At 71.8% G+C, this 13,731-nt stretch carries 10 protein-coding genes; 3 read left to right on the top strand and 7 right to left on the bottom strand.

Annotated features, from left to right (window positions below; translation table 11 throughout):
- Positions 1-60: 60 nt before the first annotated feature.
- The gene (locus O0S08_RS02565) at positions 61-2,469 is read right to left on the bottom strand and encodes a DUF4215 domain-containing protein (RefSeq protein WP_269037352.1); all 2,409 of its coding nucleotides are present in this window, start codon (positions 2,467-2,469) and stop codon (positions 61-63) included.
- Between the two features lie 288 nt (positions 2,470-2,757).
- Here O0S08_RS02565 and O0S08_RS02560 point away from each other — a divergent pair, with 288 nt between their 5' ends.
- On the top strand, positions 2,758-4,029 hold the full coding sequence (locus O0S08_RS02560) for an alpha/beta hydrolase (protein WP_269037351.1): 1,272 nt from the start codon (positions 2,758-2,760) through the stop codon (positions 4,027-4,029).
- Between the two features lie 52 nt (positions 4,030-4,081).
- Here O0S08_RS02560 and O0S08_RS02555 read toward each other — a convergent pair whose 3' ends face one another.
- The 5 genes from O0S08_RS02555 to O0S08_RS02535 form a co-directional block, all read right to left on the bottom strand.
- Positions 4,082-5,002: a hypothetical protein gene (locus O0S08_RS02555; protein WP_269037350.1), complete on the bottom strand. Its 921-nt coding sequence runs from the start codon at positions 5,000-5,002 to the stop codon at positions 4,082-4,084.
- Between the two features lie 4 nt (positions 5,003-5,006).
- Entirely contained in the window at positions 5,007-5,513 is a 507-nt protein-coding gene (locus tag O0S08_RS02550) for a hypothetical protein (RefSeq protein WP_269037349.1), read from the bottom strand.
- The gene (locus O0S08_RS02545) at positions 5,497-5,709 is read right to left on the bottom strand and encodes a hypothetical protein (RefSeq protein ID WP_269037348.1); all 213 of its coding nucleotides are present in this window, start codon (positions 5,707-5,709) and stop codon (positions 5,497-5,499) included. Before O0S08_RS02545 ends, O0S08_RS02550 begins: the two co-directional genes overlap by 17 nt.
- Before the next feature lie 21 nt (positions 5,710-5,730).
- On the bottom strand, positions 5,731-6,333 hold the full coding sequence (pdxH, locus tag O0S08_RS02540; protein WP_269037347.1) for a pyridoxamine 5'-phosphate oxidase: 603 nt from the start codon (positions 6,331-6,333) through the stop codon (positions 5,731-5,733).
- A 63-nt stretch (positions 6,334-6,396) separates the two neighbouring features.
- Positions 6,397-7,722 carry a trypsin-like serine protease gene (locus tag O0S08_RS02535; RefSeq protein ID WP_269037346.1) on the bottom strand — a complete coding sequence of 442 codons (1,326 nt, stop codon included), beginning with the start codon at positions 7,720-7,722 and terminating at the stop codon, positions 6,397-6,399.
- Positions 7,723-7,853: 131 nt separating this feature from the next.
- Between O0S08_RS02535 and O0S08_RS02530 the strand changes: the two genes are divergently transcribed.
- Both O0S08_RS02530 and O0S08_RS02525 read left to right on the top strand, forming a co-directional pair.
- The gene (locus O0S08_RS02530) at positions 7,854-9,449 is read left to right on the top strand and encodes a PEGA domain-containing protein (protein ID WP_269037345.1); all 1,596 of its coding nucleotides are present in this window, start codon (positions 7,854-7,856) and stop codon (positions 9,447-9,449) included.
- Between the two features lie 84 nt (positions 9,450-9,533).
- Positions 9,534-10,841, top strand: a complete 1,308-nt coding sequence (locus O0S08_RS02525) for a pectin acetylesterase-family hydrolase (RefSeq protein WP_269037344.1) — start codon at positions 9,534-9,536, stop codon at positions 10,839-10,841.
- 261 nt (positions 10,842-11,102) lie between these two features.
- Here the strand turns inward: O0S08_RS02525 and O0S08_RS02520 are convergent, their stop codons facing one another.
- Complete coding sequence (locus O0S08_RS02520; RefSeq protein ID WP_269037343.1) at positions 11,103-12,635, bottom strand: carboxylesterase/lipase family protein; 1,533 nt, start codon at positions 12,633-12,635, stop codon at positions 11,103-11,105.
- Positions 12,636-13,731: the final 1,096 nt, after the last annotated feature.

The following is a 13,731-nucleotide window of genomic DNA, read 5'->3' as shown; positions in this document are numbered from 1 at the left end:
GGAGACGCAATTTCGCCCACGGCCAAGTAGGCGAAATTACAGAGCGAATTCTCGACAATCTCACTGCTCGAAGCAGTACAGCCGCTGCATCGTGGAGCAGTTCGACGCGAACACGACGGACCTGGCGCTCCAGTTGAAGTCGATGGCGTTGTTGCGGCCTTCGTAGCCGATCACTGCGAAGCCGCCGGAGGCGGTCCAGCCGCTGCAGTCTTCGTTGAGCGAGGTGCCGTTCTCGGACGTGCCGGTCCAGATGTCGGCCTGGGGGGACATGTCGCCGAACTCGTTGATGTTGATCGGCGTGTCGATGGTGCCGTCGACGAGGTCGGCCCAGGTCTGGGCGACCTCCTGGCCGTTGAGGAGGGCGTAGCGGGTGGTCGATTTGATGAAGCGGCTGGCGGGGTTGCTGGTGTTGTTGCTGACCCATGCGTCCCAGGTGCCGCCGAGGCCGGCCGCGTTGGCGCGGGCCTGGCACTTGGCCTTGGCGCCGGCGATGCCGCCGAGGTTGCCGTTCCAGCTGGTGCTGGTGTTGAACACGCGCTTCGGCTTGGTGCAGTTGGCGTTGCAGAGGTCGCCGTTCGCGACGTTGCCGTCGTCGCACTGCTCGGCGGGCGCGGGGCTGGCCTTGAGGAAGCCGTCGCCGCAGGTGGCGGTCTTGCAGGTGTTGAGGCAGCCGTCGGTGTTCGAGCCGTTGCCGTCGTCGCACTGCTCGGTGTTCTGCTTGAAGCCGTCGCCGCACTTGGGCAGGAGGCAGGCGAGGGTGCAGGCGCCGGTGTTGCTGTTGTTGGCGCCGAGGTCGCACTGCTCGTTGGCCTGCTTGATGCCGTCGCCGCAGGTGGCCTGCTTGCAGGCGTTGGTGCAGGTGTCGTTGTTGATGGCGTTGCCGTCGTCGCACGCCTCGCCGGGGCCGACGAAGCCGTCGCCGCACACCTGCTTGGTGCAGTTGGCCTTGCACGCCTTTGTGTTGCCGTTGTTGGCGCCGTCGTCGCACTGCTCGACGCCGGTGCGGATGAAGCCGTCGCCGCACACGGCGTTCTTGCAGACGAGGGTGCAGGCGCCGGTGTTGCTGTTGTTGTTACCGAGGTCGCACTGCTCGTTCTTGCTGACCTGCTTGAAGCCGTCGCCGCAGACCGGCAGCAAGCACAGGTCGGTGCAGCCGTCGTCCTGGTTGCCGTTCTTGCCGTCGTCGCACTGCTCGGCGCCGTCCTCGATGCTGTTGCCGCAGACCTCGAGCACACAGGTGGCGCTGCAGCCGTCGTCGCTGACGTTGTTGCCGTCGTCGCACTGCTCGCCGGGGCCGGGGTCGCCGTCGCCGCACACGTTGGTCTCGCAGTTGGCGTTGCAGGCCTTGCCGGGGCCGTTGCCGGCGCCGAGGTCACACTGCTCGGGGGTCATGCCGAGGGTGTTGACGAGGCCGTCGCCGCACACGTTCTCCTTGCACGACGAGGTGCAGTCGCTCTGGTCGGAGTTCTGGTCGCCGTCGTCGCAGACCTCGCTGTTGACCATCTGGGTGAAGCCGTCGCCGCAGGCGGCCGCGGTGCACGAGGCGGTGCAGGCGTCGGTGTTGACCATGTTGCCGTCGTCGCACTGCTCGGTGGCGGCGACGATGCTGTCGCCGCAGGTGGCGAGGGCGCAGGCGTTGGTGCACTCGTCCATGTCGTCGTCGTTGCCGTCGTCGCAGGCCTCGCCCGGGCCGACCTTGCCGTCGCCGCACACGTTCGGCTCGCACTCGCTGGTGCACGGCTTGTCGTCGCCGTTGTTGGCGCCGTCGTCGCAGGTCTCGCCGGGGCCGAGGATGCCGTCGCCGCACACGTTGGCCTTGCACGCGGCCGTGCAGCTGCTGTCCGGGCTGCCGTTGTCGGGGCCGTCGTCGCACGCCTCGTTCGGGCCCTTGTCGCCGTCGCCGCACACGTTCGGGGTGCAGTCGGCCTTGCACGCCTTGCCGGGGCCGTTCTCGCCGCCGTCGTCGCAGCCCTCGCCGCCCTCGACGACGCCGTCGCCGCACACCGCGTTGTTGCCGGTGGTGTTGGTGTCGGTGCCCTCGGTGTCGGTGCCGCTCGCGGTCGTCGTGTCGGTGCCGCTCGCGGTCGTCGTGTCGGTCGCCGTCGCGGTCGTCGAGTCGGTCGCCGTCGCGGTCGTCGTGTCGGTCGCCGTCGCGGTCGTCGAGTCGGTGCCGGGGTTGGTGGTGCTCGTATTGGTATCGGTCCCCGGGCCCGCCGTCGTGTCGGTGTCGGTGCCCGGACCCACGGAGGTGGTCGGCACGCCGGAGTCCGAATCGGTGACCGGGGACGCGGTCGTGGTCGGCGAGCTGTCGGTCGACGGCGTCCCGGTCGACCCCAGGGTCCCGCTGCTCCCGGTGTCGCTGTCGGACTCGCTCGACGCGGTGGCCGAGTCGTCGTTGTTGCACGCGACGGTGAACAGATTCACGCACAACAGGGCCGTGGAGGTGGACAGACTATGTTTGAGCCGCATGCCGCGATGGTTACGCGGGGCCCCGCCAACCATCAACCGCAAAGCTGATTCATGCATCAGTGCATTTGTGCGCATGTGCCTGCTGCGCGGCCCGTCGGCGCGCTCGTACGCGCTGCGACGCGTTCATCACGCGATCACGCGGTCCGCTTGCGGAGACTTGCGCCGCAATTCTCGGGCGATCGAAGTGTGAATCGATCTGTCCGCGGAGACAGGTTGTCGCCTGGATGCCACGTTGACAGCGACGCGCCTTCTGTGGTGCCGTGGCGCGCGGTTTCCAGGAGTCCCCCGATGCGTCGCCTCGTCGCTCTCGCGCTGCTGACCCTCTCCACCGTCGCTTGTAACGGCTCCGGCGGCACGACCACCGCGACCGACACGACCACCACCACCAGCGGCGAGACCGCCGCGACCGCGGACACCGACGCGACGTCCTCGACCGGCGCGCCCACCACCGCCGCGCCGACGACCACCGAGCCCGGGACCTCGACGGGCGATGATACGACCGGCGCGGGGGCGGATGTCCCCGGCTGCGCCGGCGGCTCGTTCTTGCCTGTCCCGAAAGACACATCGCTGCCGGGGCCGTGGCCGGTCGGCGCGCGCACTGTGACGATCGGCGGCCTCACCGTCGAGGTGTGGTACCCGGCCGAGCCCGGCAGCGAGGCCGGGCAGGAGAAGGTCCGCTACGACATCCGCACCGGCCTGCCCGACGCCGAGAAGGACAAGGTGTCCGACGCCGACAACCCGTGGCAGGAATGCGAGTGCTGGCAGGACCTCCCGCTCGACGCCGATCACGGCCCCTACCCCGCGGTGATCTTCGTCCACGGCACGGCCGGGTTCCGCTCGCAGTCGCTCGAATACATGGTCCACTGGGCCAGCCGCGGCTTCGTCGTCCTCGCCGCCGACCACCCGGGCCTGTGGCTCAAGGACCTGCTCGGCTCGCTGTGCGGCGTACCGATGGTCCCGCAGCACCTGGCCGACGACCTCGCGCAGATGGTGGCGGCGCTCGCCGCTCCGGCGGGCGACCTCGCGTTCATCGCCGATCACGTCGACGCCGGGCGGATCGGCATGGCCGGCCACAGCGCAGGCGGCGGGGCGATCGCCGGCGGCGGCGGCTCCGCCCGCGTGCTGATCCCGATGGCCTCCGGCGGGGTCGAGGCCGGCGACGCGCTCGAGTCGACGCTGATCCTCGGCGCGCTGTCCGACAAGGTGGTGGCCTTCAACAAGCAGCAGACCGGCTTCGCCGACTCGCCCGCGCCCAAGCGCCTGATCGGCATCGCCGACGCCGGCCACCTCGCCTTCTCGAGCCTGTGCTCGCTGAAGAACTCGCAGGGCCAGGACTTTTTACAGGTCGCCGAGGCCAACGACGTCTGCGGGGCGCAGTTTGCCAGCTTCCTGTTCGACTGCGACCCCGAGTACACGCCGGACGCGACGAGCTGGGAGATCGGGCAATACGCGTCGTCGGCGGTGCTCGAGTCGGTGCTCCGCTGCACCGACGCGGCCGACAATTTTAATGAGCTGCAGGCGAAGTTCCCGGAGGTCGCGGAGTTCCAGGAGGCGCTGTGATGACGTGAGCGGACGACCCGCCACGTCCTGCTCCTTTTTAAAAAATCATCGCTCACGCTTTGCGCGGCGCCCGGCGGAGGCGTGCGAAAAGACCGGGCGGCGCGCCGACGCGGGTGGCGACGAATTGCTCGATCTGCTCGACGAGCTCGGCCCACAGGAACGGGCGGTCCTCGATCCCTGCGAGGATCCACTCTCGACCGGGGCCGACTGCCTCGTGGTCGCCGGCGTCGAGCAGCTGGGACAGGACCTCGACGAGCGGACGCGTCTGTCCGTCGCGCTCGAGCCTCCAGTCATGACAGGTGGAGTACGACGAGTCGACCTGCAGCGTCGCTCCCACCTCGTGCACATCGTACGGAGGGATCTGCTCGGTGACCCTCAGGCAGGCCTTCCCGCCGGCCAGAAGGTCGAGGAGCCGGAGCAACAGCTCGTACGCGGCGAGGCTCCGCGGGTCGTCGGCGCGCCAGCGACGGTGAGGGATGGCGTCGTCGATGAGGCCGAGCGGCTCCCACGGGACGTCGTCGCGCAGGAGCGCGTGCAGCTCGTGCGAGCGAATCGTCCCCTCGCCCAGGGGAAAGCAGATCCGGGCCTCTCGCCGCAGCTCCGGGGGACGCGTCGCGGGCAGCTGCGGGGTCGCGGCGGTGACGTGCGAGGTCACTGTCACCGCCGCCAGCCGCGCGGAGACCTGCGGGCCCCAGCCCGACGCGAACAGCTCCTCGACGTCGAGCTGGAGGCTCGCCGCCAGCTCCACGAGCGCGGTGCCCGGAGCGAGCTCCCCGGTCCGCGCCAGCAGCTCGCCCGGCGCGAGCGGGACGACGCGCTCGTACCACGGGCCGGGCGGGAGGCCGCACCACAGCTCGATCTCCGTCGTGGCGAGCGCGTCGAAGAACGCCGCGATCGACTCGCGCGGGTCGACGCGGCGGGCGCTCACGTACGCAGGCGCGACCAGGACGAGGTGACATGTCTCTGCGGACATATCATCATTGCTCGCCGCGCGGCGGTCGCGGCTGGTTGCGCAGGCGATCGCGGATGGCCTTGAGCTCGGCGGCGACCAGCAGGTCCTTGGGGCGGGCGACCGACTCCTTGATCGTGATCAGGTGATTGAGCGCGATGACCTTGCAGGTCGCGCCGAGGAACTCGATCGGCTCGGCGGCGGCGGCGACCTCGGCGACGCTGGCGAGCGGCGGGACCTCGCCGAGGACGTCGAGTCGGCCGCTGTCGGTGACGAGGTAGAGGTTGCGGTGGCGGGCGAGCTGCTCCGGCGTCGCGTCGATCTCGCCGAGGTCCGGGCGGGTCGCGTTGCGCGGGTGCAACGGGCGCAGCGCGGCGAGCAGTCGCGCCATGTTGTCGGCCGTGAACACCGCGGCGACGTCGAGGTCGTCGGTGTTGCGCGCCGAGCCGTGGACCGCCGCCGCGACGCCGCCGACGATCACGAAGTCGAAGCCGGCGGCGAGCAGCCGCTGCAGCAGGTCAGGCGTGTCTTGCACGAGTCAGTCCTGCGCGCAGCAACGCGACTGCTTGCTGCGTGCGATGCTTTTGCAAGATCCGCTGCTCGGGCGTCAGCGACAGGTTGCGCTCGAGTTCGGCCACATCGATCCCCAGCTCGATCGCGCGGTCCCAGTCCGGCCCGTAGCTGGGCCAGTGCGCGCGGAAGACCGGACGGAGGTCGATCGGGGCGTCCACTGCGCCAGCGTAGCACGGCGCTCAGGGCGCCAGCAGGCTGAAGGTCCAGCCGGCGCCGGCGCGGCGGTAGACGAAGCGCTCGTGCAGGCGGCCGTCGTGGCCGACCCAGAACTCCCATGCGTCGGGCTCGACCGCGTAGCCGCCCCAGTTGGCCGGGCGCGGCACGGGGCCGTCGCCGAGCTCGTGGGCGAGGTGCGACACCCCGTCGAGCAGCTCCTGGAAGTCGGCGATCGGTCGGCTCTGCGGCGAGATGATCGCGCCCAGCTGGCTGAGGCGCGGGCGGGTGGCGAAGTAGGCGTCGGACTCGGCGGCCGGCAGACGGGAGACCGCGCCCTCGACGCGGACCTGCACGTAGAGCGTCGGCCACCAGAACAGCAGCGCGGCGCGGGGGTTGCGGTCGAGCTCGCCGGCCTTGCGGCTGTCGTAGTTGGTGAAGAAGCGCAGGCGCCCGGCCGGGTCGAAGCCCTTGAGCAGGACCATGCGCGCCGACGGGCGGCCGCTCTCGTCGGCGGTGGCCAGAGTCATCGCCTCGGGCATCGCCATGCCGGTCCTGGCCGCCGCGGCGAACCACTCCTGGAACAGGTCGAGGGGCTGGAGCTCGGGCTCGGGCTTGCGCACGGACATCGCGCGAGGTGTAGCGCGAAACGCCGGCCCCGGCGCCCGCCCCGGCGGTGAGTCAGCGCTCGTTCAGGCCCGCGCTCGTCTTGCTCTTCGGACATGTCCCATCCACCATGTCCAAAAGACCAGCCACACGAGCCCGCCGCGACCCCCGCCGCTGGCACACCCGCAGCCCTCGTCGCCCTCCGCCTCGCCGGTGCCCGAGGCGCCGTCGCCCTCGACCTCGATCGTCACCGGCTCGGAGCGGGTCACGTGGCCGGCCGCATCCTCGGCGATCGCCACCAGCGTGTATGTCCCGGGCGAGAACTCGGCGGCGCCGAAGCGCCACGGCGGCTCGTCGTCGCTGGCCTGGACCGCGCCGTCGATCTCGAGCGCGACCTCGGCGACGCCCCAGCCGACGTCCTCGGCCGCGGCCACGACCTCGACCACGCCCGGCTGCGGGCCGGCGACGGGGCTCGTGATCGCCACCGTCGGCGGGGTGTCGTCGGCGGCGGCGTCGAAGGCCGGGCCGCAGCTGGTGCCCGCGGGCCCGGCCGGGGCGGCGGCGCAGAAGTCGGACCAGGTGCCGGCGCCGGCGCTGTCGGCCGGCGCGAAATCGCTGCAGCGGAAGTCGGGCCGCCAGGTGCCGTCGCCGGCGTGGCACGGAGTGAGGTCGAGCTCGGCCTGTTCTTCGAGCCAGGCGATCGCCTCGCGGGCGTAGGCGTAGTGGCCGATCCCGCCGCAGCCGGCGGCGTGCACCGAGGCGACGCCGAACACCCGCCAGGTGTCGTCGGCGGCGCGGAGGAGCGCGGGGCCGCCGGAGTCGCCGGCGCACACGCCCGCCTCGCCGAGGCCGCCGACCTCGAAGTAATCGGCGAGCACCAGCCGCACCGGCGCGGCCGCCCAGCGCTTGGGGCCGTCGCCGGCGCCCGACTCGGTCTCGCCGTAGCCGACGATCACGGCCTCGGCCTTGGGCTGCAGCAGCGCCTCCTCGCAGCCGAACGCGATCGGCAGCGTCGGCACCGGCGCGGGCTCGGCGAGGCGGCAGAAGGCGAAGTCGACGGCCTCGTCGCCGAGGCCTCCGTAGTCGGGGTGGACGCGGCAGAGTTCGGGCTCGACGACCTGATCGGGGGCGACCGCCGATTGGCCGAAGCCGATCTTCATGCCGGTCGCGCCGCAGTGAGCGGCGTACAGCACGAGGCGCGGATGCACGAGCGCGCCGGTGCAGCGGGTGCTGCCGTCGTCGAGCGAGACCACCCCCGGAAAGGCGCAGATCTCGGCCTCCGCGCCGGCGAAGATCGGTGTCGGCGGCGTCGATGCGGCCGTCCGCGCGCCCGCCGCTCGCGCGTCGCCGGCGAGCACCACGGCCACGCTCGCCGCCCCCGCGCAGACCCAACCCCGCCCTCGCCGATGCATCGCGCGAGGATGACACATGAGCTTACCGGGTTGCAGCGACGGCGCGACAATTGCTGCCGTCGCGCGACGAGCGAGCGTATCATCGCGCGGCCGGCCGCGTCCGGACGACCCCCCGACGCTCGGAGATGTCGATGCCCGTCAGCCTCTCGTGGCTCATCCTGACCCTCGCGACCGCCGCGGCCGCCGAGCCCGCGGCCGCGACCTCCGAACCCGCTTCCGCGTCCTCGCCTGCGTCCGCGCCCGCGCCCTCGCCCGCACCTGCGACCGCGCCGGCCGGCGACGCCGACGCCCGCGCCGAGCAGGCCGCCGCGCTGTACGGCCAGAAGAAGTACCTCGAGGCCGCGCAGATCCTCGAGGACCTGTGGGCCAGCGTGCACGAGCCGCGCGACCTGTTCAACGCCGGCCTGGCCCGCCTCGCCCTGGGCCACCGCGCGCACGCGATCCGCTACTGGGAGCTGTATCTGCAGCAGCAAGCGATCCCCGAAGACGGCCGCGAGCAGGCCGTCAGCCGCAGCAAGAAGGCCCAGGCCGCCGCCACCGGCGTGATCGTCCGCGTCGCCCCGTCGGCGGTCGCCGAGCTCGGCGCGACGCTGACCTTGACCCGCGTCGACGACGAGAAGGACAGCCGCCCGCCGCTGGTCTACGAGCTGCCGCCGCACGCCCCGGAGTTCACCGCCGGCGGCAGGACGATCTACGTCGACCCCGGCAAGTGGCAGCTGAAGATCAGCGCCCCGACCTACGCGGCCTCCACTCGTGACCTGTCCATCAAGCCAGGTGCGCCGGGCTTCGTGCTCGACGTGCCGCTGGCCAGCGATCCGGCCTACCGCTCGGCGTCGTTCCAGATCGGGCCGAACGAGGCGGTGGCGGCCGGCGCGACGGTGTCGCTGCAGAAGATGCAGCTGAACGCCGAGCCGCTGCCGTGCCCGCTCGACGGCCACGGCCGCTGCGCGGTCCGCATCGAGCCCGGCGACTGGGAGGTCACCGTGCAGGCCCCCGGCTACGAGCGCTACGTCGAGAAGGTCACTCTCGGCGCCCAGCCGACGGCCACCTTCGCGGTTGCGCTGGCGCCCTCGTTGACGGCCGCGCCGACGTCGACGCCCCCGCCCGCGGAGGCCGGCGCCGCGCCGACGCCTCCGGCTGCCGAGGCCGCGCCGCCGCCGGTGCCCGAGCGCGTGCCGAAGAAGACGCGCATGCGCCTGTCGACCGGCCTCATCGTCTCGGGCGTGCCGGTGTTCATCACCGGCCTCGCGCTCGCGGTCCACGGCAGCAACGTCTACGACGAGAAGAAGCTGACCAAGGTCGCCAACGGCGAGCTGGTGCCGGCGATCCGCCTGCGCTCGTCGGGCTCGGCGTTGATGGGCGTGGCCGTGGGCCTGTGGACCACCGGCCTGACCGCCGAGTACGACGTGAAGCCGTGGGTGTGGTGGACCGAGCTCGGCGTCGGCGCGGCCGCATTGCTGACCGGCGGCGTGTGGGCCGGCGTCTCCACCGGCCGCTGGAACGGCAACGACACCGGCTCGCTGGTGTGCACCAACAACGAGGGCGTCGACTGCTTCACCGCCCATCGCCTCGCCAGCGGCTTCTTCCTCGGCCTCGGGGCGGGCGTGGTCGCCGGCGCGACGACGGGCCTGATCGTCCAGCGCTTCCACATGAAGAAGCAGCGCGTCAGCTTCGCGCCGACGTTCGGCGGCGGGCAGACCGGCTTCGTCGTCCAGGGGCGGTTTTGACCGCGCGCGGCGTGTGAGTCTAGGCCGGCGCGGGCGGGGGGTTGTGCGACTCGCCGCCCTGTCGCGCTCGGTTAGCATGGCGTGATGCTGACTCCCGTTCGTCACCTGCTCGTCGCACCTCTCTGTGTCTGTGTGCTGCTGCCGGCCTGCGGCGACGACGGCGGCAACGCCGGGACCGACGGCGACACCGCGGGCACCAGCGAGGCCACGAGCGACGGCGGCAGCGACGGCACTGCGACCGACGACCCGACCACCGGCGCCGGCCCGACCACCGACGACGGGCCCACCCCGACCACCGGCGACCCGACCACCGGCGACCCGACCACCAGCGACCCGACCGACGGCACCACCGACGGCGCCACCGACGGCACCACCGGCGACCCGCCGCCCTCGCCGTGGGACGGCGAGCCGCTGCCTGACGCGCCGCCTGGCGAGTGGACGTGGGTCGACTTCCCCGACGCGCTGTGCCGGGACGGCAGCAGCACCGGCATCGGCGTCCGCCGCGGCACCGGCGACGGCCTGGTCATCTACTTCCAGGGCGGCGGCGCCTGCTTCAACGCCCTCACCTGCGCCCAGAACCCGTCCAGCTTCGACGGCGGCGACTTCGACGGCAGCAACAACGGCATCTTCGACCCCGGCCCGCAGAACCCGGTCGGCGACTGGACGCACATCTTCGTGCCCTACTGCACCGGCGACGTGCACGCCGGCGACCGCCCCGACCAGATGTCGGAGGCCGGCATCCAGCAGTTCGTCGGCTTCCGCAACGTCGCGGCCTACCTCGAGCGCATCGTCCCGACTTTCACCGGGGTCGGCCACGTGCTCGTCACCGGCGAGAGCGCCGGCGGCTTCGGGGCCGCCTTCAACTACGACCGGATCGCCGACGCCTTCCCCGGCTCGACGGTGACCCTGCTCGACGACTCCGGCCCGCCCCTCGGCTTCGAGGTCGCGCCCCTGTGCCTGCAGCAGAAGTGGAGCGACCTGTGGGGCTTCGACGACACGATCCCCGCCGGCTGCCAGGACTGCTTCCCCAGCCAGGGCGGCGGCATCGTCAACATCGGCGCCTATATCGCCCAGAAGCACGCCGATCAGCACCTCGCGCTCATCTCCTCGACCGGCGACTCGGTGATCCGCTTCTTCTTCGGCTTCGGCGCCGACGACTGCACGGCCCTGCTGCCCAACACGCCGCAGCCGGCGTTCGAGGCGGCCCTCATCGACGCCCGCGACAACTACTACAACGAGCCCGCCGGCGTGTGGGGCACCTTCTTCGTCGACAACAGCGACCAGCACACCTTCCTCAGCAGCAGCCTCTACACCGCCAAGGTCGGCGACACGCCCCTCATCGACTGGGTCGCCGACCTCATCGCCGGCCACGCAGTGCACGTCGGGCCGTGAACGGCGGGTGAATCACGGGACATGCCCTCTGGGACATGTCCCGAAAGTCATTATCTATAGACATATCCATGAAGACATGTCTGTAGATTCACCACTGTGTTCGGAGATTCAGGGCACCAGACCGAGCGCCGCCAGCTCCGCGCAGCGAGCGTCGTCGATGTCGACGGTCGCCGCCGGCTGGTCGAGATCTGCGCCGGACTCCACAAAGGACATGTCTTCATGGTCATGTCCTTTAAAACACATGGTCCGCTCTTGAAGAAATCAGGGCACCAGGCCGAGCGCCGCCAGCTCGGCGCAGCGGCCGGCGTCCACGTCGGCCATCGCCGTGGGGCTGGTCGAGATCTGCATCACCGCGCCGCCCTCCGCGTGGGCCGGCCACCCCTCGCCCGGCGCGCCCTCGCGGGCGAATCGACCCCACGCGTCGCGCATGAAGGCGGACACCTGCTCGTCGGCGGCGGTCGGGGCGACGCCCTGCGGCAACGCGGCGAGGTTGCCGAACACGTAGGGCACCTCCAGGGCGTGGAACGAGCCGTGGACCCCGGCCTCGCCGGCGAGGGTGTGCGCGAACAGGTACGACCAGCTCGGCTGCGGCGCCGCGGCGGCGAGGGCCAGGGCCGGGCAGACGAAGGTGCGCTCGCCGAGCAGGGCCGCCAGGGCCTGCCCCGGCCCGCCGAAGCTCGCCGGGGGATAGAGTTTTAATAGTGGTTCGGCGAGCTCGCCGAACAGGAGGCCGAGGATCGCCTTCAGGGCGGCCTCGTCGGCGACCGGCAGTAGCTCGGGCAAGGGGCCGAACTCCTGCGCGTTGGCGCCGACGAGCAGCGGGACCTCGGGCGCGGCGCCGGCGGCGATCCGCGCGAACGGCTGCTCGGGCAGGAGCTCGTCGCCGACCACGGGGCCGACGCTGACCGGCGCCAGCAGGTCGAACTCGCCGCCGGCGGCGACCAGCGCGTCGGCCGGGACGTCGCGCAGACAGGCGAGCGGATCGGGCACGCCGTCGCAGCCGACGGCGGCGACGATCTCCGCGCCCGAGACCTCGGGATCGCGGTCCGGATCGCCGAGCGCCGGCAGGCTGCTCGCGTCGCCGCCGCTCTGCACGATCGCCGCGTGGTAGAGGCCGTCGGCCGCCGGCGAGCCGAGCAGGCACGCCACCGAGGAGCCGCCGGCCGACTCGCCGAACAGCGTGACGCGCCCCGGGTCGCCGCCGAAGCCGGCGATGTTGGCCTTCACCCACGCGAGCGCGGCGATCTGGTCGCGCAGGCCGAAGTTGCCCGAGACCCCCGCGGCCGCCAGCCAGCCGAGCGCGCCGAGTCGATAGTTCAATGTAACGACCACGACCCCCTGCTCGCGCGCCAGGGTCGCGCCGTCGAATTGCGGCTCGCTGCTGGCCCCGCGCACAAAGCCGCCGCCGTGGAACCACACCATCACCGGATGACTGGCGTCGTCGTCGGGCGCCCAGACGTTGAGGGTGAGGCAGTCCTCGTCGCCGCTCGGCTCCTGCGCGCCCTCGGCGATCTGCGGGCAGCCCGGGCCGAATTCCAGCGCCTCGCGCGGCTCGTCCCAGCCCGGGTGCGGCGCCGGCGGCGCGAACCGCAGCTCGCCCACCGGCGGCGCGGCGTAGGGAATTTTCAAAAAGGTGCGCACGCCGGCCTCGACGCGGCCCTTCACCGCGCCGGCCTCGGTGTTTACCAAGGTCGGGTCGTCGGCCGGCCCCTCGTCGCCGCCGCACCCGGCGAGCGCGATGCACAACATGAGCCCGCCGAGTCGGCGCGCGGTCGCGGCGTTGGTGGTCGTCATCGCCGCTGAGCCTGAAGCGTCGAGCCGCGCCGCGCAATGTTGCAATTTGCCATACAGGGCCCTCCCGCGCACGGAGTGGGAGAACCACCGAAGGAGCTGTCCGACCTGGCCGATCGTTCAGGTCGCAACCAGGCGCCCCTCCCGACACGAGGCTCCCATTCACCCCGCGTCCCCCGACCTGGCCGATCAGTCATGCCGCCGCTCGTCTCCGCCCGATCGATCGGTCAGGTCGCCGATGGACCCCCCCTACACGAGAGGCCTCGTTCCCCGCGTCTCCGACCTGGCCGCTCGTTCATGTCGAAAATCGCCCTCGCGCCGGCGCGAGGACTTCGTCGCCCGCGTCTCCGATCGATCGGCCCGGTCGCAATCAACGCCCGCCCGACGCTCTCCGCGATCCTGCGTCTCCGACCTGGCCGATCGTTCGAGTCGCAAATCGACCCTCGCGCATCGGCGACAACCTTCGTTCGCCCGCGTCTCCGACCGATCAGCCCGGTCACAAGTCGACCCCGCGCCGACCAGAGGACCTTCGTTCTCCCGCGCCCCCCGCTCGACCGATCCGGCCGCAAATCAATCCTCGCGCCGGTCACTCACTGCTCGCCCGCGTCTTCGAACTGACCGATCGGGCAGGTTTCAAATCAATGCTCCCGCCGGAGGCTCTCTGCTCGCCTGCGTCTCTGGCCGATGGTTCAGGTTGCGAATCAACGGAGAGACGAGGACCGGCCCCGGACCTGATCGCTCGCTCGGTCGCCCATCGACGCGGGCACGGCCGATGAGTCTCGTGACGCTTCGCTCGTCGCTCGCGCATCCTCGAGACGCCGGCTCGCGTCGCCCCTGCGCGCCGCTCGGCCCGAGCGGCCGGACGCACGCTGGCGCGGCAGCGCCCCTCGGACGCCGATCGGACCTGGGAGCGCCGCCGTGCCCGCGCAGCCCCCAAAATCCGGGTTTCTTCGCGCATCCTCGCGACGCGCGGACGCCCGCCTGTCAGCGCCGGCGTCGCCGCGGGCAAGCCCGAGTCGAAGGGGTCACCTCCGTCCCCCCTCGCCTCGGCCCGCCGCTCGACATGCCTCTCCGGACATGCCCGAAAGGTCACCTATTT

Origin of the sequence: Nannocystis punicea, assembly GCF_026965555.1 — a bacterium.
In the GTDB taxonomy this organism is placed as follows: domain Bacteria; phylum Myxococcota_A; class Polyangia; order Nannocystales; family Nannocystaceae; genus Nannocystis; species Nannocystis punicea.
Note: the sequence above shows the minus strand (reverse complement) of the source record. Positions and strands in the feature narration are given on the sequence as shown.

Bases quoted from the DNA above. Each gene is read 5' to 3' on its own strand.
- O0S08_RS02525 (WP_269037344.1), top strand. From the start codon at position 9,534: ATGCTGACTCCCGTTCGTCACCTGCTCGTCGCACCTCTCTGTGTCTGT.
- O0S08_RS02520 (WP_269037343.1), bottom strand. From the start codon at position 12,635: ATGACGACCACCAACGCCGCGACCGCGCGCCGACTCGGCGGGCTCATG.
- pdxH (WP_269037347.1), bottom strand. From the start codon at position 6,333: ATGTCCGTGCGCAAGCCCGAGCCCGAGCTCCAGCCCCTCGACCTGTTC.
- O0S08_RS02565 (WP_269037352.1), bottom strand. From the start codon at position 2,469: ATGCGGCTCAAACATAGTCTGTCCACCTCCACGGCCCTGTTGTGCGTG.
- O0S08_RS02555 (WP_269037350.1), bottom strand. From the start codon at position 5,002: ATGTCCGCAGAGACATGTCACCTCGTCCTGGTCGCGCCTGCGTACGTG.
- O0S08_RS02530 (WP_269037345.1), top strand. From the start codon at position 7,854: ATGCCCGTCAGCCTCTCGTGGCTCATCCTGACCCTCGCGACCGCCGCG.
- O0S08_RS02560 (WP_269037351.1), top strand. From the start codon at position 2,758: ATGCGTCGCCTCGTCGCTCTCGCGCTGCTGACCCTCTCCACCGTCGCT.
- O0S08_RS02535 (WP_269037346.1), bottom strand. From the start codon at position 7,722: ATGCATCGGCGAGGGCGGGGTTGGGTCTGCGCGGGGGCGGCGAGCGTG.